Here is an 18,448-nt window from a genome sequence, read left to right as displayed (position 1 = left end):
TATTCCGAATAAACAGCATTGATTTTCCCTTGTGACAATATAATAATTATGTGTCAATCAAGTGATACTTTAGCTGAAACCTATTACTATTCTTCCGGTAATTGGTAACTATAGATTTCTTAAATTATCTAATTCTATAAGTCCTACTCTATTATTATCTAAAAATTTCACCTTTGCCTTAATTCCATAGTATTCATGTTTGGTAAACTCTTTAATTTCCACTTCACGATTATAATGTTTGAACCCTTTACTTTGCGACCATAATTTTAAATGTTTTCCTACACATATTACTATTTTATCAATTATCTTATTGTCTTCCCTATACCTTAGCTGAACTCAAGTAGAGATACCTTCTTCTATTTTATCGTAATTGATTTCAGCGCTATTATCAAAACTCTTCACCTCTCATTCCGAATAATCCATATCTAACCTATGAAATAAAATTTAGAAAATCCGTCTACTTATATAATATTTTTTAAGAACCATTCATAAATTCCGGTTAATTCTATTATATCAATATAAATGTTCCCATCAAGACCAATATTTAACTTCAAAACTCCTCACCTTCATCAAACTCAACCCGTTTTACCTTCCCTTGATAAGTAACGATCTTAGTTTTAGCTTGCGCCGGAAGCTCAGTGAATTTAGCGATGCCATCAGAAAGTACGTTGACGCAATTTTCTGGTAATTCCATGATGTCAACTTGTAGGATGCCGTCATTTGAAATTTCTAGTTGTTTTAAACGCACAATAGCTTCCCCCTTATGCTATAATGGTTATACTGCTAACAAGGGAAAAGCCTTTGTTATTGAAGAGCTATGGTTGCCGCCATAGTTTTTTTAATTGTTCATGATCAAATTGCTTAGAAATTGATAGCACCCCTCTTTTTCCCTAAAGCATTCATGCAAGTCTCCATTTTCAATTTCATAAAATTTATCTGTTTTCCGAATCGTATATTTATCGATAAGAATTTCTTCATTATCACTAAGTTGGTGGCACCATGTATACAGGATCAAAAGAAACGCCAATGATTTCATAAATATTTACATTATCCATCATTTCCTGAAGTTAGATTTTTCTCTTAAAAACATTTTTAGTTTTAATGGCATTTCTGATAATCACTAAACGATGCTCCAGAGACAACAATAACCATTTTCTAAATTTCATTTACCTGTTCCTCCCCTTCAAAAATTACAACTCATCCAACGTCTTTATTAGCTGCTCGTCCGACATATTTCGTAGCATTTCCTCCGCATAATTTTTACGCAGCATGATAATGGCAATAATTTCTTCACGTTCTTGCTTAGACAATACCTCTCACCCCTTTATGCTGATCTAGACGATGCAAAATATATTGCCCTGCAGCTGCATGTCCAAGATAAGCGGGAAATTGTACAATAGTTTTGCGGTGCTCAATCAATGAAATTTGAATATCCAAATCGGCAAAATACATCACCTTTGTCAATAGTCGATGTGCTTCAGTGACTGCTCCTGTCACTTCACCAAATTTCTCACGATGTAGCATGCTGACCTCAAGTGGATTGTTAGCAAAGTAAAAAGCATATTGTGCAAAGCTTTCTACGACATATAACTTAATGCGGCCAATTCCAAGCACGTTACGATTCGTCATTTCACGAACAGCAACTTCATCATAGATTACTTCTACCAATTTATTAGAATCATCTGCTAGATTAATTCGTTGTGTAGATACAGCCCAAAATACTCGATGTGCAAGGCGGTACAATTCAAACTCTGTAGCATATTCCAATATCTCCTTTACTGTGATTAATTCACTCATTTCATAGTTCCCCAAGAAATATTTGATAGACGACCTGTGTCTTTTATATAGGCTGTGGAAACTGTGCCAGTTGGTCCATTTCGATGTTTAGCGATAATGAATTCCAAAATATTTTTACTTTCGGACTCCTTGGAGTAGTAATCGTCACGATATAAAAATGCTATGACATCAGCATCTTGTTCAATATTGCCTGAATCTCGTAAGTCACTCATCACAGGCCGCTTGTCCTGACGTTGTTCCACACTTCGATTGAGCTGGGATAAACAAATTACAGGGCAGTTAAACTCCTTTGCCATTTGCTTTAAATCCCATGATATTTGCCCTGTATCAGTTCTTGTTTCCGTGCTTCTTTAATCAACCTTACTCACTACCTTCCAATCGTGTTGGTAGTTCATCATCTAAGATACTATTAACTAATTTCTTTACTACACTTGGGCCAATCTCATTCATCTTATTTGGTGTTGTACTATTACCTACCATATCAATTGACAGTACATCAAGCTTGCTAACAGTTTCTTTTCCACATAGTTCGATAAGTGCTTCAACACCTAAACAATCAGTAACCATTGATATTAATACAATCTTTTCTTCTTTTGTAAGTTCCATTGTTCATCCCTCCACAATTCATAGTTAAATGCATAATAAAAAGCCATACCCGATTGGATATAACTTAGCTAACATCTATTATTTTTTCTTGATAGTGTATACCTATTTTTAACATATTTATTTTTAAACATTTTTCTAACGCATCCCTAAGATAAATATCGCAATCCCTTTTGAAAACTATACATATTATAGATTATAGAAAGGAGGGATATTTTATGGGATACTGCGGAGAAATTCGCGAAGAGCGTCGCGAACGAAACCCATTCGCTTTAGTCGTTGTTCTATTCATTCTTCTGATTATTGTCGGCACTAGTTTTATGAATAGATGTTATTAATACCCAATACCGCATATAATGCTCATAACTATTGTAAGGTAATACCAATTTAACCTTACACCTCCAAATCATTATTAAGGGTCACTATCCTCCGGGTGATCCTTTTAAATTTCCCTCTTTCAATTTCATGCTCAACCTCTCAAGGCATAATAAAAAGCCACAACATATAGATGTGGCTTTGCAGTGTTGACGTTTCCGCAAACGTCTATTTAGTTGGTATTGCCTGTTTCTTCATCTGTAAATATATCACGCTTTGACAAGTGTCGTTGTTACCTCTTTGTTACCTTGTGACACTACCTTACGAATATAGCCATAAGAATATCCTAACTTATCGGCAATCTCTTGATATGTCATACCATCGATAAAACGCAGCTTAGCTATTTTGTATTCTAATCCTTCAAGCTTCTATACGTTTTCACGAATCTCTTTTTCAATTGCTTGATAATGTTCTAACTTTTGTTCAAGTGAAGCTATACGTCCATTCAAGCGATCAGTACGCTGTGATGCAACATCAAGCCCATACTTCGCTACACCTATTGAGGAAAATGGTAAATGCTCATTCTTGCCAATCCAATATTCCTTATCAACCTCAAGCATTTCAATTTCAGCTTTTACAATATCTATAATGCATAATAAATCCGCATAGTTCTTCATGATCTCCATTTTTACTCGCCCCTTAACCATTTTCTTGTTTAGTTTAAATAGCTTCACTGCCAGTTCGTGTAATTCATCTGTTGGCTTGGCCCTTAAAATATCCAATACGTCCGTTCCAATTACTTTTCGTTTACCAATACGAAAACCTAATTCATTCAACATTTTAGCTACTCTTGCTACATGTTCATGCAAGACATAAAGCTTAATAGCATGTTGTTCAAACGTTTCTGGAACATATCCTTCAACCATTTCAATATAGTCTTCTAACCTCTTTATCTGCTCTCTTGCTTCATCTATGGTCATTCTTACTTTTGCCCCCTCTACCGCACTTCAATAAATAGACTGGTGCACTCGCCCTTTATCACAAACCCTGTATTATCAATGCTTCAATCCACTTTTCAATATGAGTGCACGCCACTCTTTTTTATGTTGTACTGTATAAATAAAAAAGAAATTGATTAATCATCTCACCCAATCTGGTTAAAAATTGTCTATTGCTTTATCCAATACGTCTTGGTTGATTCCTACATATCTCAATGTTGTTTCTGGTGATGAGTGATTGAATAAAGCTTGTAATGCCACTATGTCTTTTGACTTTAAATAGAAATGATAACCAAATGTTTTGCGTAATGTATGTGTCCCTATTTCTCTAATTCCACATTCCTCTGCTGCTTTACGTAAGATTCGATACGCTGTCGATCTATCAATTGGTCGATTGTCCCCTTGTCGACTTTTAAATAGATACTCACCTTCACTCAAACCTTGTATATAGCGTTGAACATCTTTCCTTATATACGGTGGAAAAGTGAATCGTTTTGGCTTGTTTGTCTTTTTTTCCACGATATCTATATGAGCGTATTGAACATCTTCTTTTCGAAGCTGTAGCATGTCAGATATTCGAAGACCAGCACTTATACCGATATAGAACAACATATAATCTCTTTCATTTATGCTTTTTAAATACTGAAGCATTGCATTTACCTTTTTTGGATCACGTATCGGCTGAACAACTTTCATTTACAATCATCCTTTCTGTCTAAATGCTCCATTTACTCTTTTGAAGTGCTGCGTCTAACTCCCATTAATCCTTCAATTTCTCTTTGACTCATCTTCTTTTTAGGTTGGCGTCTTTTTGACGCTTGCCCTTTAACTTCTTTACTTAATCCCTTTTTGTTCCAACTCTGTTTGTAATGTCCTCATGTCCTCCACCCCTTTAATAAAATAAAAAGAGGCACTAACAAACAGGCCATTCACCTGTTTGTTAGTGCCTCCGGTATTTTCCGTAAAGGCTGCTATTAAACTGTCACGAAAAATTTAAAAATTCCATAGTGCTTTATCAACACCAGTTAGTTATGTTCTTTACCATCAATACATTTTTCACTAATCCCCTAATTTCTAACATACTGCTCACTCCATTTCAGTTACAGTTTCTCTAACTTTTTCAAGTGTTTTACCTAATAAATTTAAACCTCGCCATTTAGAAGGATTTGTAGCATCTGGATGATTGCAGTCAATACCTATTCCCCATATCTTATCGAATGGACTAGCTTCGGCTAATGTCTTGCTTCCTGTTTTCAAAAGTATTGATTTTAATTTTGGATTTGAGAATTTATCAAAAAGTACTTCTAAATATACTTTTTCTCGATTTTCTTGCCAAACTTTATCATCAAATGGAATTTGTCTACTACGTCCTAACTGCTTACATTCTTCTGGTGTTTGTGCTCTCATAATTTGCATAGCAATTTTATCTGCGCCAAATAGTTTAGCTTTTCGATACATAACAGCTTGTTCGCTCCAATTAAATAACTGTCCTTGATGTTTAAACGGTGAGTAATAAAAGTTTGAAAATACATCTTGTTTTCCCCAGAAAAATACAAAGTCTTTAGTTTCTTTCATATTATCTCCTTTTTTATTAATAGATTCCTATTATTTAATCTTCTATAACGTCAAACATATCCCATCTCATATCCTTTGGACATAAGTTAATATCGTCAGAATGTTTAGCTATTCAACCTGTTTCATATCAAATTTAGGCACCCCAGAACCATCTAGCTCAACTCTTAATTTAAATTTTTCTCCATGGTTAAGGTTATTGTCACTTAAGCCTAATTCTTCTGCTGATTTTTCAGCTTGGATAATTACCATTGTTGTATCATAGTCTGCTTGAGTTAATAATGGTGCACTACACTTAGGGCAAGGATAATTTATATAGTCCTCATACTGTTCAAGTTTGATTGAATTATCTTGATAATCGCATACAGGATTGTCGCATTTTAAACCATAAACATTCAATTCCATAAAATCATTCCTTTCTAACGTTCATACTCACATTGTGTAATTAGATAACGTAATTTTCGATTTGCTCTTTCAAACATTCAAAGCAAATATTATCTACTTCTCGTCCATCCGAATTGACTTGTGTTAAGTCATTCAAAGCGAATCGTTTAGGCTTTACAATAGTTACAAAGTGCTCAAAGTGGTAGTTGGATGGTTCCTTTATTGAGTAGAATGGGACAATTAGGGATGATTGATTTGCGTAAGGGTCTAGTAAACCCTAAATTTTTTCAATATACTTCAACAATAAAAAACGATCGATTTAAGACATTTTAACGGAAACACAAAAAAGCCTAGGCTCAAAATTAATTGAGTTCCTAGGCTTTGCTGTTAGTTACTACGTTGCGCAATGATGATTTTTAGTCCTTCATAGTCGCCGCCTGTCATAGTGCCTTGGTCAAATTTATCTAGCCATGACTTATCAATCAGCTTTTTATCTACAGATTGTTTGATGTAATCACGTACTGCTGCTTTTGTAGTTTCGTTTGTAAATTGCATTATGTCATCATCCTTATCTGTTTGTTGTTTATCCAAACCATTTTTAATATCTAGTTTGAATTGTTCATCTGTGATTCCCATGGTTTGTAAATACGGAAATGGGTCATTATGAGTTGTACCGCCTAAAGTATCTGCGATCCAACGATGCGACTTAATACCATCGCCACTACTATCTAGTACAATAGGCATTCCAGCCTCTTTTGCAAGTTCTCTTAGTAACCAAATGTAAGCGGCATAATCCTTTTTAAATTGTTCCTTGTCATTCGTTCGAGCCAACTCTACTTGTGCATAGCTAAGTGGATTACCTATAGGACCACAACCATATTGCACACGATTAACTGGCGCAACTTGCACGATCCGTCCACCACCGCCTACCCAGTGAGAAGTAAAGGCAGTGGCTTTATTTTGATTCATAAAAGCTAGTTCGTTTTCCAAAGCATTCGGTCCATAATTATTCGGATTGCCAGATTCATGAGCAATAACATATTTAATCGCAGTTAAAGCTACGTTCGGCAATCCTGACATTAAGCGTTTTTCTATAAAATAAGTCATTTTCTCATTTCCCCTCTCGTCGCATTTTTGAAAAAATCAATAAATGGATCTATACTCTTATCATCAGTCAATTTAAAACGATTCAGAATTGAATTTAAACAAGTATGATCAATAATACTAATTTACGAGTGATTCCACTACTACGGAACTTTACCTTTTTATTAGGTTTAGTTTTGAGCAAACCTATTGTGAAATCAATTGTATTGGCACTTAAATTTAGCACTAAACTATACATTAACTTTGAACTATCTGATTTTAAAAAACGTTGTAACCATTCAATCTTACTTATATTCCTCATCCTCATTTTATTAGTTGCAAAAAAAAATCCCTGCACAATTATCTGTGAAAGGCATAAAAAATAACGCTAGCTCATGCTGCGTTTACTTGTTTTCGTTATGTTGTTTCTCCATTTATACAACCCAGCACAACCTTTTTTAAATTGCTAATACGTTCCTTTTTCTATCAACTCTCCCCATACGATCATTAGCCCACTAGTATCATTGAACATATTACATAACACCCCAACCAGTAGAGATAATTCTACAATCACATGTTTCAACGCTTCAATTTGATGTATTGATAACGGACCGATTGAATCATTTTGAGGCACACTGAAATGTGAGAAGTATTATTTACATAAGTACGATTCATATGGAGAGTTAAAACAAGCGATTGATCACGGCTTGAGTCCTTTAGAATTCAGGGCTCAAGCCGCTTAATACATGTTTTGTTATTTCCACTGTCTACTTGACGAGGGCAGTTCAAAATTAAATTGAGTTTCTGGGCTTACATAATTTAATTCAACATTGCTAAATCATCATCACCCATCTTTGCAATATAAATTTATCCAGCTGTAACAAGATAATTATAAGCTAGTTCTTCACCATTCTTTTTGTAAATATTAAATTTCTATTACTGATTTTCTATTGGTATGGTTACATACACTAACTGGCTTAGTAGCATGTCCCTCGTCATCTGTACACCAAGATTGAGATTGGAATGCAAGGAATATACCAACCCATCTATTTTCTTCCTCAAAATGAATGAGTACGCCACCATCTTGCCATATCCCGTCGTCTTTTCTAAAATCTCTACTATTTCCTTGATTCATATGAATATCATGTATGCCTCTGCCTGGAGAAAAACCGAAATATTTATCTTTTACATCTTCATTTTTAAATTTTTCTCCGTAAGCGTAAACTGTAGCTTTTTTAGTCATAGCCTCTTGCATATATTTATTAACTTTCTCATTTAAGTCATTGTCTAGTCCGTTCTTTGTTGCAGGGAGAGGAATCATTTTTTGGGGATCAAATAAGCCACCGCGAATATAATCTAATGCAATTTCACGATTTTCACTAGTAACCTCTGTAAATCCTTCTTCGTAATGTGGAATAATTGTTATATGCTTCGAGTTAAAATCTTCACTAACAAAATACAGGACTTCTGAAGGCTTTACCTTAGAGGCAACATTGATCGCAATCCTATAATTCTCTTCGCTTTTGTCCTTCTTTGTTGCCCGAATATGCACTTCGTAATGAGGGGTTTTGTCAAATGAATCCACAGGTCTCACGTCAACAACTTTGCCTTTTAACACTCCGTACTTGAATAAGGGCATAGAACTATAACCTCCAATTTAATAGATTTTTTCCATTCTTAGCTCGCTTAGTGTCTGGTTTTACTATTAATTTTGTCAAAATGAAAAGTTAGTCAAAAAGTGACCTATTAATTAATATCTTCATCTCGCTTGATTAACGTATGGAAGTACCTAGTCTCTTCAGACATTTTTATGGTTACCTCCTAAAAATACTCATTTGTTTTTACTCATAGAAGTGAGCTTCAGGAAGCCCACTTCTTCAGATGTGGGAGGAATGAAGTGATTTTTCTTTATAGAACATATGTTTATATTGTATATTGTAAATAATCAAAAAAAGAAAGGAGTGACGGGTAATGACGAAATGGAAGAAAAATTGTTTTATTATAGAACTCAAGTTACTTATAGATACATGGCAAAAGGATATCCTATTAAAACGTTTTGAAATTGCCCGTACACTCTATAATACAACTTTGTCTTATGCAGTAAAACAATATACTTTCATGCAAGAATCAAAACACTATCGAAAACAATTACGTGGCTACCAAAAAGCGAAAAAAACGAATGATTCAAAAGAATTGAAGCAGATCGCAAAAGAATTAAATAACATTCGTCAATCTTTTGGCTTAAGTGAATATCAACTGCATGCGTATATTAAAAAGCATCAACATAACTATAAAAAACATATAGATAGCAATACTTCTCAGAAAATCGCCTCTACTGTCTGGAGAGCGGTTCAAGATGTTCTATTTAAAGGGAGCAAAGCACACTTTAAACGGTACGGAATGTTTCATTCTGTAGAAGGGAAATCTAATAAAGCAGGCATTCGATTTAAAGAAAATATTGTCTATTGGAATGGATTAATCCTTCCTGTTCGTATTCGCAAACAAGATTTGTTTGTAAAAGAATCTCTTGCTCTTCATACCATTAAATATTGTCGTCTAGTCAAAAAAGTGATTCGTGGAAAACATACTTTTTACGTACAACTTGTGATGGATGGGATTCCTCCTGCCAAGAGAATACCATCAACAGGAGCCTTTCGGCATTCCTATCAAAAACAAAAACGAGTAGGTATTGACATGGGTCCTTCTACTATTGCGATTGTTTCAGAAGAAACAGTTTTCATCCAACAACTTGCTCCAGAAGTACCTTTATTGGAGAAACAAAAAAGACGTTTATTACGCAAGTTGGATAGAAGTCGTAGAAGTACCAATCCTAACAATTTCAAAAAGGATGGGACTATAAAACATGGCGTCAAACTCCGTTGGACATATAGTAAAAACTATCAAAAAACAAAAGAACAAGTAAAAGAATTATATAGAAAGAAAGCTTCCTACATCAAAGAAAAACATGGTGCGTTAGCAAATAAAATCTTGTCTCTTGGCGATGAGGTGTACATCGAAACCATGCATTTTAAAGGATTGGCAAAACGTGCAAAAGAAACCAAAACAACTATACAGGGCAAAATCCAATCTAAAAAGCGTTTTGGAAAAAGCATTGGGAATCATGCCCCAGCCATGCTAGTGGAAATCATCCATCAAAAATTAGGTTACACAAAGCAAACGATACAGAAAGTAAATACGATAACCTTTCGAGCCAGTCAGTATAACCATGTGACGGATCGTTATGAAAAGAAAAAACTCCATCAACGTTGGAGTCAAATTGGAAGTCATTTCGTACAACGAGATTTATATAGTGCGTTTTTACTGATGAATAGTGATCCAAATTTACAACAAACTAATCAAGACTTATGCAATAAAACGTTTACTACCTTTTTAGAGTTACACAATCAACATATAGAAGACTTGAAACAAGTAAAGAAAACATTCCCTCTTAGCATGGGTATCCAACAAATCAAGTGAGGGGTATTCCTCCGTAGGTAGAGCTACCTGCCTTCGTTAAAACTTATTGCCAACACAACATCAGTTGTGTAAATAAGAAAGTCTTATGGAACAGAAGATAAATCAAAGATGTTGTACACAGGACATGGCAACACCATCTGTGGAGAGCTTTGTAACGCTTCTATTAAGTATATAAGAACCCAACTGTTTTAGCTGTGGGAGTAGTCAGTCTATAACACTTATTCTATCATTCCTAAAAATGGAACTTCAATCATTTATTCGCGCCAAATTTCGACGTCCACACCGCCACTTTATTGGTTACATTGTTCTCGAGATTGTTGATTGCTATGCATTGTTTACGATTGTTGACGCAGTGACTGACATTTTACTGGTGAGAATATTCATTTCCAGTTAGGCTTTGCAATTCGTTTAACAAAAGCAATCTAAACAACTAAAAATTTGTTGATTTTTCCTGTTTTTTGTTTTATATTTACAATATCCATGTGCTGTTTAACAGGTAACTGTTAGGCAGCTTTTTGTTTAATTCAAGAATCTGCCAGGCTATTCTTAACTAATTTGCTGTACAATCCCTCGTAAGATTAGGCCCTTTTTTATTGCCCACATGTAATAATTATTGGTACACCAATGCTATAATGATTAACCCACATATCACTTTATATTTTTGATCTCGGCCAACCTCTGGATCCACCTCTTATACCAATCATTGCCGATAACTTAAACTGTTGCAGGCCGTTAATAAACCCCATCCACCTCCATGTCATCAATTTTCTGACTAACATGCTTCTTAAACTACGAATCATGTCATATACTCGTTCAATCACTACATCATAATCTTCCATAATCCATTTAACTTCTACTGCACCGATAGCTGCTTGATTATTTTCATGAAATCCATCATAGAAAGTCTCCATTTCACTTCTCGGCAGCCGCTACTCGATGCGTATTTAGCGATCTAGCATATAGCCATACTCCTTTTTCTGTCTAGAGACATAATGCAGTTGCATATTTAGGCTTTCATCATTTTATCGTTTTGAATTGTTTGCCAGTTAGGTGAATAAAATGTTTACCCTTCAGCTTATTGATTTGTTGTGAATACAGTGGTTTTCATAGACGTTAATTTGTAAAAGGAGCTGTTATGAATGTCTTCAAAAAAAGTATCTATCGGTCTTACACAATTTACAGACTTTACTTTCAAAGGCGTTACTGGTAAAACCTCAATGGTAAGACAAATAAAATATCAAGATGAATACAACCCTGCTTTTGATTACTGGAAACCTTTACGAGATGGTATTCGAAAATTTCATGAGAAAGAATTTAGTAACGATTACCTGCTTGCTCTTGCTAACAAGGTTTCTGAAGCTAAACAAAGAAATTACCTTGAGGCAGTCAAAGCACATTTAAAATTTATTAAAAATAAAGAAATTGAATGGTTTGACCCAGGCAAATCCAATTGGAATAGCGACTATTTAACTGTACGTTCATCACCAGAACTTGGATTAAAGATTGATGGAGTTCCACACTTAATCAAGTTATATTTTAAAGGCAAGGACGAACGAATTGATAAAAATAAATGCCGCTCATCTTTGACACTATTAAATCAATCTGATTTCACCATTGAGCATTCTCCTGATATAAAACCTGCAATTTTAAATGTCCAAAAAGGACGATTAATTTCAGATGAACCCTCTACTGATGATCATCTAATTGCGCTTGAATCTGAAGCAGCGCAATTTATGGTCATCTGGAACAAAATTTAATGAAGATCATTTACTTTGGTTAATTTCTGGTACAGTACTAAGAAAAGAGAATATACTTTTTTAATAAAAAAGTTACTAGGGATATCATAAAAGAAGGCTACTCTTTAACGAGTGGCCATTTTTGTAAACTAGCTGTAGCGTCTATAACACATCGTCGTTTTTTATGTTATAATTTACATATATTACATATCGGGGTGATATTATGGAAAACAATAAATTAATTTGTAAGGCTTGTGGTAATGATTCATTTTCTGAGGGTAAACTCGATGGTTATGCCGCTTTAAAACCAGTTGACAAAGTTTTTTCTAATGGTTCTGCACTTATTTTTACTCTGTGTCAAAATTGTGGAGAAGTAGCTTCAATTAAAGCTGAAAAACCCCATAAGTTCACTAAATCCATCTAGTTTTGTTCAGGGTCACTAGACTGTAAGTGACCCTTTTTAATCGTTTCCTCCAAAAAATAAACAACCCTGCCATTAGCTCCGCTTCATGTAGTAGATCGCCTTGAGACAGATGTTAAAATTATCAAAAAAGCTTTATCTTCTTAAGCAACGTAGAATTCCATTACAAAATTAAATAGAGATCCCTACAATGAATTAAAAGCATGAACATCTAAATTCTGTAAACATTCATGCTTTTTTGCAAGGCTTCTTTCGTTGTATAGCATTATTCTGTACTATCCTTTAAAAATGAAATAGCAAAATCACGAAAACTGTTTACGACAAATGAACTTTTTCTCTTTTTATTCCAAGCAATTCCTACCGTTTGAAAGCAATCAGGATTTGAAATTTTTAATATCTTTACATTGTCTAAATACTGATCTAAAAATGAATATTTGAAAATAAAAGAGATGCCCTTTCCTTCGTTCACCAGTTGTAAAATAATCGATAAATCTTCACCTTCAAAAGCAATATTCGGCTTAAAACCTGCACTTTCAAATAATTGATTTTCTGTCACTTTTGGAAATTTTGCCCTGTTTCTGACAAAATAAACATTTCATCCTTTGTCTCAATCAATGAAATACTTTCTTTAGCAGCTAACGGATGATTTTTCGGGACTACTAAAAAGACTTCTTCTGTAAATAACGGAACCCACTCTATTCTTTCGTCTTTTATAGGATTGATGACAATCATTAAGTCAATTTCACCACAAATTAATTTTTGGAGCGCTAATTTATCTGGTAATAAATACTGTCGGATTTTAACATTCGGGCGCTTTTTATAAAAATCATAAAATAATTTTGGCAATAGTTTTGAATTCATTACATTAATCGCTACACTATCTTCTCTAATATTAGCCAGTTCTTGAATTTCTGTTTTCGCCTCTTGTAAATCATCTAAAGCCTTTCCCACCTTTTCATAAAAAATTCGTCCATATTCATTCAAACGAATAGATTTCCCTTTTCGATCAAAGAGTGGTACTCCTATATCATCCTCTAAACGGGCTATCGTTTTACTTAATGAAGATTGCGAAACCTCTAATTCCAATGCGGCCTGCGACATATGTTCCAAGCGCGCTACTACTATGAAATATTCTAATTGTGTTATTTGCATTATTACTCACCTTCTTATGCTTATTACTATAAAGGAATAAGTTAATGCATTCAAAAATATTGAATTCGTTTTTTTAAGAAAGCTATACTACACATGTAAAGAAGACTGACAAATATGGGGAGGCAATAATATGAATGGTAAAGATTTTGAAGGTCGAGTTGTCTTAATCACTGGAGCAGCAACAGGTATAGGTCGTGCTACAGCACTAGCGTTTGCACGTCGTGGTGCGAAAGTTGCTATTGGTGATGTGGATGACCGTGCACAAGAAACTGTAGCGCTCATTCAACAACAAGGCGGAGAAGCCGTATTCTTTCAAACAGATGTAACAAGCCCAGAGCAATTGAAATTACTTGTCAAACAAACTGTAGAAAAATTTGGTGGATTACATCATGCATTCAACAATGCAGGCGTTTTAAATAAACCAACAAAATTCGTAGATATTGAAGAAGACACATTTGATAAAGTAATGGCCGTTGACGTTAAAGGCGTATTCTTTGCAGTGAAACATGAACTGGAATACATGATTGCTAATGGTGGCGGTACAATTGTCAACACAGCTTCAGTAGCTGGTGTCATTGCTGATCCAAATATGGCACCATACGTAACAGCGAAACACGCCGTAACTGGTTTAACAAAAGCAGCTGCCATTGACCACGCTCAAGACGGTATTCGAGTAAATGCTGTGGCACCAGGCTTAACAGAAACACCAATGACTCAAATGTGGAAAGATAATCCTGAAGTTTGGAATGAAGTTGTGTCTAACGTTCCAATGGGTCGAGCTGCTAAACCAGAAGAAATTGCGGAAGTCGTTGTATTCCTTTCTTCAGACGCAGCAAGCTTCTGTAACGGCTACGTTTATGTAGCTGATGGCGGACAAGTTGCTCACTAATATTCAGAAATAATTTCCAAGTCAATTTTTAAAACATTTATCTCAAAACATTGGAAGAACGAACATAGACCAAGATTGAATATCTTGGTCTTATTTTTATTTCCTACGCTATTGCAAAATCGTAATGTACCTTACTACACGACATTTCTATGAATTATCATTGTGAAACCATTTTTAATTAGGGTTTTTAAAAATGCCAATCTCATCAGTAGAAAATGTTATTTTTATGTTAAAAGTATCTTTTTTATCAATAACATTACTTTCAGATTCTATAACTTCCTACCCACTATTTGCTATTATTAACCTGTAAAATCGCCATTCCAGATGCAGGGGGGCACAATGAAAAGCATTATCTATTTTCATTCTTTACTACAATACTTAAAATATCTCTTAATATACCAATAACAACGTCTGGTTTATCAAAATGTATCACATGTCCAGCATCTTCAACGATAATATGTTGATTATTAGTTGACAAGTTTGCAAGCTCTTCCTGAAGTCTCATCCAAGCAGCCATTGATTCCTTTGTATGAAAAGGCTGCAAACCTCCTGTCACGACAATCAATGGGGTATTTCCAAAAGATTTAGAAGTACGAACTTGCTCAAAACTTTCTTCAATCTCATCAAGAGATCCTTCTATAGTAAATTGATTATAATACGCTTCCTGAACTTCTTTTGTAAATAAGGGAGGCAATATTTTATTTTGATCCTCATGAGATGAATCTAAGAGAACTATTCCTGCGACTTCCTCTGGATACGTACTTGCAAATAATCTTACATTTATTCCCCCTAATGAGTGACCAACTAATACATACGGAGGCTTTACACCTGCTTTATTAAGTAATATACGTAAGTTATCGACATTTTGTCTACTATGTCGAGGTCTGTCATCCAATTCACTTTTCCCGATTCCTGCTCTATCATAAATGAACATTCTTGAGAACTTTGACACCTCATCTTTAATCGAATTCCAGTTTTCTAAAGTAGCTCCATACCCAGAATCGAAAACTAAAGTTGGACCTTCGTGATGCTCCCCTAACAATTCATAGTATAATTCAATGCCACCTATATCTAATTTTTTTCCTGCTTCATTTTCAATAAATTCACTCATATTTAATCCCCCATTTTTATCAAGATTTTATTATAAACACCATAGAGTTAATAAAACTTTTTAAAATAAATAGTTGGAATAAACTTCCTTGTTGCCAGATCACCAGTACTCCCAAATAAGACAATCAATTGCCTATTACTCTGTGTCATCATCTTTCATTTAAAATTTCTCTCCTCATTTAGAGGCAGCTTCTTCAAACATGAATTCAAGTTTTTGTGCTAATTTATCAATTTCTTGTTAAATCAGTTCGTATGTTACTTCAACAGGGTGAGTAAAAGCAAAAGATACTAATATTTATGTGAAAACAATTTCTATTATTAATCTTTTATTTCCATCATCATTCTCCTTTACTTTTTCTTGTTTATGTTAGTACCATATCATTTACTATGAAGATTTCAAAATCAGATTTTTCAATCAATTGTACAATTTTCGAAAAAACAGTTAAGTATCAAATAATGTACCGTTCAATGCTGCTATATATCGATTGGCCGATGCTGCAACTCTGTCCTTTGCTTCTGTTTTTATAACTCATATAAACTAGAAAATTAAAGGTTCTGGCGTGTTGATTAAGAAAATATAGGGCTGCCCGATAAAAGGATTTTTTACAAACTCAGTTTAATTTCACAAAAAAAACCAGGCTCAAATTTAATTGAGGACCCGGTCAGTATTATCGTTTAACTTTTAAACCTAGTAATTCAGCAAAGCCAATTGCTTGTTCACTGGAAATCACACAACCGCTTAAATTTTTTAATGTTACATTTAATCGTTCAAATGTACATGTGCTTATATCTACATTATTTAGAGGCGTATCGCTAAAATCAACTTCATCAATGTTACATTTTTCAAATTTCATTTTCTTAAATTGGCAGTCGTAATAGCTTGTACTACGTAATGACGACTGTTCAAAACAAACCTGTTTTAATCTTGTTTCTCCAAAGTTACATAAATTCATCACACAATCTTCAAAAGAAACGTTTCCTAAATTGGCCTCTGAAAAATCAACACCTACTAGTTTACAGTTTTTAAATGTAACTCGATGTATAATTCCCTCGTTAAATTTTGAGTTAGATAAGTCACAGTTTTCAAAGATTACATCGGTCATATCAATCTTGTTAAAGTTCGAGTTAATCAAAGATACTTTCTGAAACATAACTTTAGATAAAATCAAACGTTCAATACTATCATTTTCTCTACTTGTATTTGAAATTAGTTGATTTGATAAATAAGGTTCCTCATCATAAAAAACATCTTCAAAAGTTCCTTTAACCAAATCATTTGGAATAAGCGGGAGTTCAATTTTAAATTTTGTAGTCATTCGATTTGTCCTTTCTCATTTTTATTTCGCTACTTATTTTACCCCTCCCCATTCTTTATCTATAGTTTTACATATTTAAATATTAACTACAACTAACTACTCGACGTGTCATTTTATAAAGAAAATTCTCCTAACACTTGAAGCAATTAAGTCAAATATTTGAACGTATGTTCGCTTTCTATTATAATTGATTTTATCTTAAATAAAAAGGAGTTTTGTCTTTATGAGTCAAAGAGTTGCTTACTACGATGTTGCACCTGATGGAATGAAAATTATGATGGATATGGAGAAATACACGAAGACGTCGACAATTCATCGAACGATTAGGGAGCTTATTAAAATTAGAGTTTCTCAAATTAATGGGTGCGCCTACTGTATAAATTTGCATACAGCTGATGCTCGTAAGATGGGTGAAACTGAGCAGCGTATTTATTGTTTAAATGCTTGGAATGAATGCTCTTTTTATACACCAGAAGAGAAAGTTGCTCTAGAACTAAGCGAACATATTACGCTAATTCCTACTAAAAGAGTTCCTGAAGATCTCTATAAAAGAGTACGTGAACACTATGACGAGAAACAATATGTTGACCTTGTACTAATCATCAATCAAATTAACAGCTGGAATAGGATTTCGATTGCAATGGGAAATACAGTGACTGAATAGTAATTACTTATAAACGAACATTTTGAGGTGTTCGTTTTTCTCTTTTATTGCGGAATTATTTATAGTTTTCCCAATTTAAATTACCACAACCCGGAGATTGTGGTAGAAAATTTTATGCTTCTTCTCTTATTATTTATTACGTCTTGAGGAAGTGTTTTCGTTGTGTTGTTTTTCTTTAATTGAATTGTCCATTTGTTCTTTTGTAAGATCATTTTCTTCACGCACATCTAAATCATCAGGGCTTAAATCTGACCCAAATTCTACTTGATCTACTTCACTTTTATTTCGTTTTTCTTTTGTCATAATTATCACCTCCGATATATAAATTATCCATTTTGGCGTAATTTATACTTATAAGAATAGATGCTAAATCTTACACTATTTCCTCGGTAATAAGCTATTCTGATATCACTTTAAAGTAATTATTTAACAATGCGGAGTGTATCATTACAATTTATGAGTGACTTTTCATTATTCCACAACTATATTTATAAAGTACTTTGAATAAAAGGAGAAATAAGTTTATGGCTGAAAAGTATGTGCATCACATATGTATACAAACTAATACATATGCTGAATCTTTAAATTTTTACACGGAAGTATTGGGATTTGAACTAGTACAAGAGTCAACAAACTTCCACGAAAGACATTTTAATACTTGGTTAAAACTCGGAGCATTTTATATTGAACTCCAAACCGAGAAATTTAATAAAGAACTTGATGCATGCAATTCAAATGCTCAGGGGATTGTACATTTCTGTTTATGGGTTGACAATCTTAGCCAAGAGGTAGAACGATTAAAGGATATGAATGTTAATTTTATTTGCAAAAAGGATGAAATTATTTATAAAGTTGAAAATGGCCATCTCTGTAAGTTAAAAGCGCCTGAAGGAACCATTATAGAAATCCGTGATAATAAAGGAATATAAAA

The 18,448-nt window shown here is 33.9% G+C and carries 24 protein-coding genes and 1 pseudogene; 7 read left to right on the top strand and 18 right to left on the bottom strand.

Annotated elements, in window-relative coordinates; translation table 11 throughout:
- Nucleotides 1–550: 550 nt before the first annotated feature.
- From FJQ98_RS12040 to FJQ98_RS12020, 5 genes and pseudogenes are all read right to left on the bottom strand, one after another.
- Complete coding sequence (locus tag FJQ98_RS12040; protein ID WP_053596563.1) at nt 551–748, bottom strand: XtrA/YqaO family protein; 198 nt, start codon at nt 746–748, stop codon at nt 551–553.
- 442 nt (nt 749–1,190) lie between these two features.
- The gene (locus tag FJQ98_RS12035) at nt 1,191–1,310 is read right to left on the bottom strand and encodes a BH0509 family protein (protein WP_143115039.1); all 120 of its coding nucleotides are present in this window, start codon (nt 1,308–1,310) and stop codon (nt 1,191–1,193) included.
- Nucleotides 1,303–1,797, bottom strand: a complete 495-nt coding sequence (locus tag FJQ98_RS12030; protein WP_053596562.1) for a hypothetical protein — start codon at nt 1,795–1,797, stop codon at nt 1,303–1,305. Before FJQ98_RS12030 ends, FJQ98_RS12035 begins: the two co-directional genes overlap by 8 nt.
- A pseudogene (locus FJQ98_RS12025) lies at nt 1,794–2,147 on the bottom strand (replicative DNA helicase); the annotation flags it as partial. The pseudogene FJQ98_RS12025 and the gene FJQ98_RS12030, both read right to left, overlap by 4 nt.
- A gap of 10 nt (nt 2,148–2,157) precedes the next feature.
- The gene (locus FJQ98_RS12020) at nt 2,158–2,403 is read right to left on the bottom strand and encodes a hypothetical protein (protein WP_053596561.1); all 246 of its coding nucleotides are present in this window, start codon (nt 2,401–2,403) and stop codon (nt 2,158–2,160) included.
- Between the two features lie 215 nt (nt 2,404–2,618).
- On the opposite strand from FJQ98_RS12020, the gene FJQ98_RS12015 reads away from it, so the two are divergent.
- Entirely contained in the window at nt 2,619–2,738 is a 120-nt protein-coding gene (locus FJQ98_RS12015) for a YjcZ family sporulation protein (protein ID WP_075807327.1), read from the top strand.
- Nucleotides 2,739–2,984: 246 nt separating this feature from the next.
- Here the strand turns inward: FJQ98_RS12015 and FJQ98_RS27555 are convergent, their stop codons facing one another.
- The 7 genes from FJQ98_RS27555 to FJQ98_RS11980 form a co-directional block, all read right to left on the bottom strand.
- Nucleotides 2,985–3,110 carry a sigma factor-like helix-turn-helix DNA-binding protein gene (locus FJQ98_RS27555; RefSeq protein ID WP_484502697.1) on the bottom strand — a complete coding sequence of 42 codons (126 nt, stop codon included), beginning with the start codon at nt 3,108–3,110 and terminating at the stop codon, nt 2,985–2,987.
- 33 nt (nt 3,111–3,143) lie between these two features.
- The gene (locus FJQ98_RS12005; protein ID WP_053596560.1) at nt 3,144–3,695 is read right to left on the bottom strand and encodes a hypothetical protein; all 552 of its coding nucleotides are present in this window, start codon (nt 3,693–3,695) and stop codon (nt 3,144–3,146) included.
- A 177-nt stretch (nt 3,696–3,872) separates the two neighbouring features.
- Complete coding sequence (locus tag FJQ98_RS12000; RefSeq protein WP_053596559.1) at nt 3,873–4,409, bottom strand: site-specific integrase; 537 nt, start codon at nt 4,407–4,409, stop codon at nt 3,873–3,875.
- Nucleotides 4,410–4,799: 390 nt separating this feature from the next.
- Nucleotides 4,800–5,288, bottom strand: coding sequence for a riboflavin biosynthesis intermediates N-glycosidase (gene ybiA / locus FJQ98_RS11995; protein WP_053596558.1), 489 nt, complete (start codon nt 5,286–5,288; stop codon nt 4,800–4,802).
- A 108-nt stretch (nt 5,289–5,396) separates the two neighbouring features.
- Entirely contained in the window at nt 5,397–5,690 is a 294-nt protein-coding gene (locus tag FJQ98_RS11990; RefSeq protein WP_053596557.1) for a hypothetical protein, read from the bottom strand.
- A 366-nt stretch (nt 5,691–6,056) separates the two neighbouring features.
- Nucleotides 6,057–6,776 (bottom strand): peptidoglycan recognition protein family protein, encoded by a 720-nt coding sequence (locus FJQ98_RS11985; RefSeq protein ID WP_053596556.1) that lies wholly within the window; start codon nt 6,774–6,776, stop codon nt 6,057–6,059.
- 901 nt (nt 6,777–7,677) lie between these two features.
- Nucleotides 7,678–8,391, bottom strand: coding sequence for a YukJ family protein (locus FJQ98_RS11980; protein WP_053596555.1), 714 nt, complete (start codon nt 8,389–8,391; stop codon nt 7,678–7,680).
- A gap of 332 nt (nt 8,392–8,723) precedes the next feature.
- Between FJQ98_RS11980 and FJQ98_RS11975 the strand changes: the two genes are divergently transcribed.
- The gene (locus tag FJQ98_RS11975) at nt 8,724–10,229 is read left to right on the top strand and encodes a hypothetical protein (protein WP_201406703.1); all 1,506 of its coding nucleotides are present in this window, start codon (nt 8,724–8,726) and stop codon (nt 10,227–10,229) included.
- Between the two features lie 653 nt (nt 10,230–10,882).
- Here FJQ98_RS11975 and FJQ98_RS11970 read toward each other — a convergent pair.
- Nucleotides 10,883–11,140, bottom strand: coding sequence for a hypothetical protein (locus FJQ98_RS11970; protein ID WP_053597021.1), 258 nt, complete (start codon nt 11,138–11,140; stop codon nt 10,883–10,885).
- Between the two features lie 228 nt (nt 11,141–11,368).
- On the opposite strand from FJQ98_RS11970, the gene FJQ98_RS11965 reads away from it, so the two are divergent.
- Together FJQ98_RS11965 and FJQ98_RS11960 are read left to right on the top strand one after the other, a co-directional pair.
- Entirely contained in the window at nt 11,369–11,986 is a 618-nt protein-coding gene (locus tag FJQ98_RS11965) for a hypothetical protein (RefSeq protein WP_053597020.1), read from the top strand.
- Nucleotides 11,987–12,188: 202 nt separating this feature from the next.
- Nucleotides 12,189–12,389, top strand: a complete 201-nt coding sequence (locus FJQ98_RS11960; protein ID WP_053597019.1) for a hypothetical protein — start codon at nt 12,189–12,191, stop codon at nt 12,387–12,389.
- Nucleotides 12,390–12,651: 262 nt separating this feature from the next.
- On the opposite strand, the gene FJQ98_RS27195 is transcribed toward FJQ98_RS11960, so the two are convergent.
- Nucleotides 12,652–12,942 (bottom strand): LysR substrate-binding domain-containing protein, encoded by a 291-nt coding sequence (locus FJQ98_RS27195; RefSeq protein WP_201406702.1) that lies wholly within the window; start codon nt 12,940–12,942, stop codon nt 12,652–12,654.
- Nucleotides 12,939–13,538 carry a LysR family transcriptional regulator gene (locus FJQ98_RS27190; RefSeq protein WP_201406701.1) on the bottom strand — a complete coding sequence of 200 codons (600 nt, stop codon included), beginning with the start codon at nt 13,536–13,538 and terminating at the stop codon, nt 12,939–12,941. Before FJQ98_RS27190 ends, FJQ98_RS27195 begins: the two co-directional genes overlap by 4 nt.
- 130 nt (nt 13,539–13,668) lie before the next feature.
- Here FJQ98_RS27190 and FJQ98_RS11945 point away from each other — a divergent pair, with 130 nt between their 5' ends.
- Complete coding sequence (locus tag FJQ98_RS11945) at nt 13,669–14,427, top strand: SDR family NAD(P)-dependent oxidoreductase (protein ID WP_053597017.1); 759 nt, start codon at nt 13,669–13,671, stop codon at nt 14,425–14,427.
- Between the two features lie 349 nt (nt 14,428–14,776).
- Here the strand turns inward: FJQ98_RS11945 and FJQ98_RS11940 are convergent, their stop codons facing one another.
- Both FJQ98_RS11940 and FJQ98_RS11935 read right to left on the bottom strand, forming a co-directional pair.
- A complete protein-coding gene (locus FJQ98_RS11940; RefSeq protein WP_053597016.1) occupies nt 14,777–15,538 on the bottom strand; it encodes an alpha/beta fold hydrolase in 762 nt (253 codons plus the stop codon).
- Nucleotides 15,539–16,205: 667 nt separating this feature from the next.
- Nucleotides 16,206–16,853, bottom strand: a complete 648-nt coding sequence (locus FJQ98_RS11935) for a pentapeptide repeat-containing protein (RefSeq protein ID WP_053597015.1) — start codon at nt 16,851–16,853, stop codon at nt 16,206–16,208.
- A gap of 223 nt (nt 16,854–17,076) precedes the next feature.
- Here FJQ98_RS11935 and FJQ98_RS11930 point away from each other — a divergent pair, with 223 nt between their 5' ends.
- The gene (locus FJQ98_RS11930; RefSeq protein ID WP_053597014.1) at nt 17,077–17,517 is read left to right on the top strand and encodes a carboxymuconolactone decarboxylase family protein; all 441 of its coding nucleotides are present in this window, start codon (nt 17,077–17,079) and stop codon (nt 17,515–17,517) included.
- Nucleotides 17,518–17,646: 129 nt separating this feature from the next.
- Here the strand turns inward: FJQ98_RS11930 and FJQ98_RS11925 are convergent, their stop codons facing one another.
- On the bottom strand, nt 17,647–17,820 hold the full coding sequence (locus FJQ98_RS11925) for a hypothetical protein (RefSeq protein WP_198926940.1): 174 nt from the start codon (nt 17,818–17,820) through the stop codon (nt 17,647–17,649).
- Nucleotides 17,821–18,041: 221 nt separating this feature from the next.
- Between FJQ98_RS11925 and FJQ98_RS11920 the strand changes: the two genes are divergently transcribed.
- Nucleotides 18,042–18,446: a VOC family protein gene (locus FJQ98_RS11920; protein ID WP_053597013.1), complete on the top strand. Its 405-nt coding sequence runs from the start codon at nt 18,042–18,044 to the stop codon at nt 18,444–18,446.
- The last annotated feature ends 2 nt before the right edge of the window (nt 18,447–18,448 follow it).

Origin of the sequence: Lysinibacillus agricola (genome assembly GCF_016638705.1) — a bacterium.
Lineage (GTDB): Bacteria > Bacillota > Bacilli > Bacillales_A > Planococcaceae > Lysinibacillus > Lysinibacillus agricola.
Note: the sequence above shows the minus strand (reverse complement) of the source record. Positions and strands in the feature narration are given on the sequence as shown.

What these genes read in the sequence shown, in the direction of transcription:
- FJQ98_RS12030 (WP_053596562.1), bottom strand. Translation starts at nt 1,797, where the DNA reads ATGAGTGAATTAATCACAGTAAAGGAGATATTGGAATATGCTACAGAG.
- FJQ98_RS12020 (WP_053596561.1), bottom strand. Translation starts at nt 2,403, where the DNA reads ATGGAACTTACAAAAGAAGAAAAGATTGTATTAATATCAATGGTTACT.
- FJQ98_RS12015 (WP_075807327.1), top strand. Translation starts at nt 2,619, where the DNA reads ATGGGATACTGCGGAGAAATTCGCGAAGAGCGTCGCGAACGAAACCCA.
- FJQ98_RS12005 (WP_053596560.1), bottom strand. Translation starts at nt 3,695, where the DNA reads ATGACCATAGATGAAGCAAGAGAGCAGATAAAGAGGTTAGAAGACTAT.
- FJQ98_RS12000 (WP_053596559.1), bottom strand. Translation starts at nt 4,409, where the DNA reads ATGAAAGTTGTTCAGCCGATACGTGATCCAAAAAAGGTAAATGCAATG.
- ybiA (WP_053596558.1), bottom strand. Translation starts at nt 5,288, where the DNA reads ATGAAAGAAACTAAAGACTTTGTATTTTTCTGGGGAAAACAAGATGTA.
- FJQ98_RS11990 (WP_053596557.1), bottom strand. Translation starts at nt 5,690, where the DNA reads ATGGAATTGAATGTTTATGGTTTAAAATGCGACAATCCTGTATGCGAT.
- FJQ98_RS11985 (WP_053596556.1), bottom strand. Translation starts at nt 6,776, where the DNA reads ATGACTTATTTTATAGAAAAACGCTTAATGTCAGGATTGCCGAACGTA.
- FJQ98_RS11980 (WP_053596555.1), bottom strand. Translation starts at nt 8,391, where the DNA reads ATGCCCTTATTCAAGTACGGAGTGTTAAAAGGCAAAGTTGTTGACGTG.
- FJQ98_RS11975 (WP_201406703.1), top strand. Translation starts at nt 8,724, where the DNA reads ATGACGAAATGGAAGAAAAATTGTTTTATTATAGAACTCAAGTTACTT.
- FJQ98_RS11970 (WP_053597021.1), bottom strand. Translation starts at nt 11,140, where the DNA reads ATGGAGACTTTCTATGATGGATTTCATGAAAATAATCAAGCAGCTATC.
- FJQ98_RS11965 (WP_053597020.1), top strand. Translation starts at nt 11,369, where the DNA reads ATGTCTTCAAAAAAAGTATCTATCGGTCTTACACAATTTACAGACTTT.
- FJQ98_RS11960 (WP_053597019.1), top strand. Translation starts at nt 12,189, where the DNA reads ATGGAAAACAATAAATTAATTTGTAAGGCTTGTGGTAATGATTCATTT.
- FJQ98_RS27190 (WP_201406701.1), bottom strand. Translation starts at nt 13,538, where the DNA reads ATGCAAATAACACAATTAGAATATTTCATAGTAGTAGCGCGCTTGGAA.
- FJQ98_RS11945 (WP_053597017.1), top strand. Translation starts at nt 13,669, where the DNA reads ATGAATGGTAAAGATTTTGAAGGTCGAGTTGTCTTAATCACTGGAGCA.
- FJQ98_RS11940 (WP_053597016.1), bottom strand. Translation starts at nt 15,538, where the DNA reads ATGAGTGAATTTATTGAAAATGAAGCAGGAAAAAAATTAGATATAGGT.
- FJQ98_RS11935 (WP_053597015.1), bottom strand. Translation starts at nt 16,853, where the DNA reads ATGACTACAAAATTTAAAATTGAACTCCCGCTTATTCCAAATGATTTG.
- FJQ98_RS11930 (WP_053597014.1), top strand. Translation starts at nt 17,077, where the DNA reads ATGAGTCAAAGAGTTGCTTACTACGATGTTGCACCTGATGGAATGAAA.
- FJQ98_RS11925 (WP_198926940.1), bottom strand. Translation starts at nt 17,820, where the DNA reads ATGACAAAAGAAAAACGAAATAAAAGTGAAGTAGATCAAGTAGAATTT.
- FJQ98_RS11920 (WP_053597013.1), top strand. Translation starts at nt 18,042, where the DNA reads ATGGCTGAAAAGTATGTGCATCACATATGTATACAAACTAATACATAT.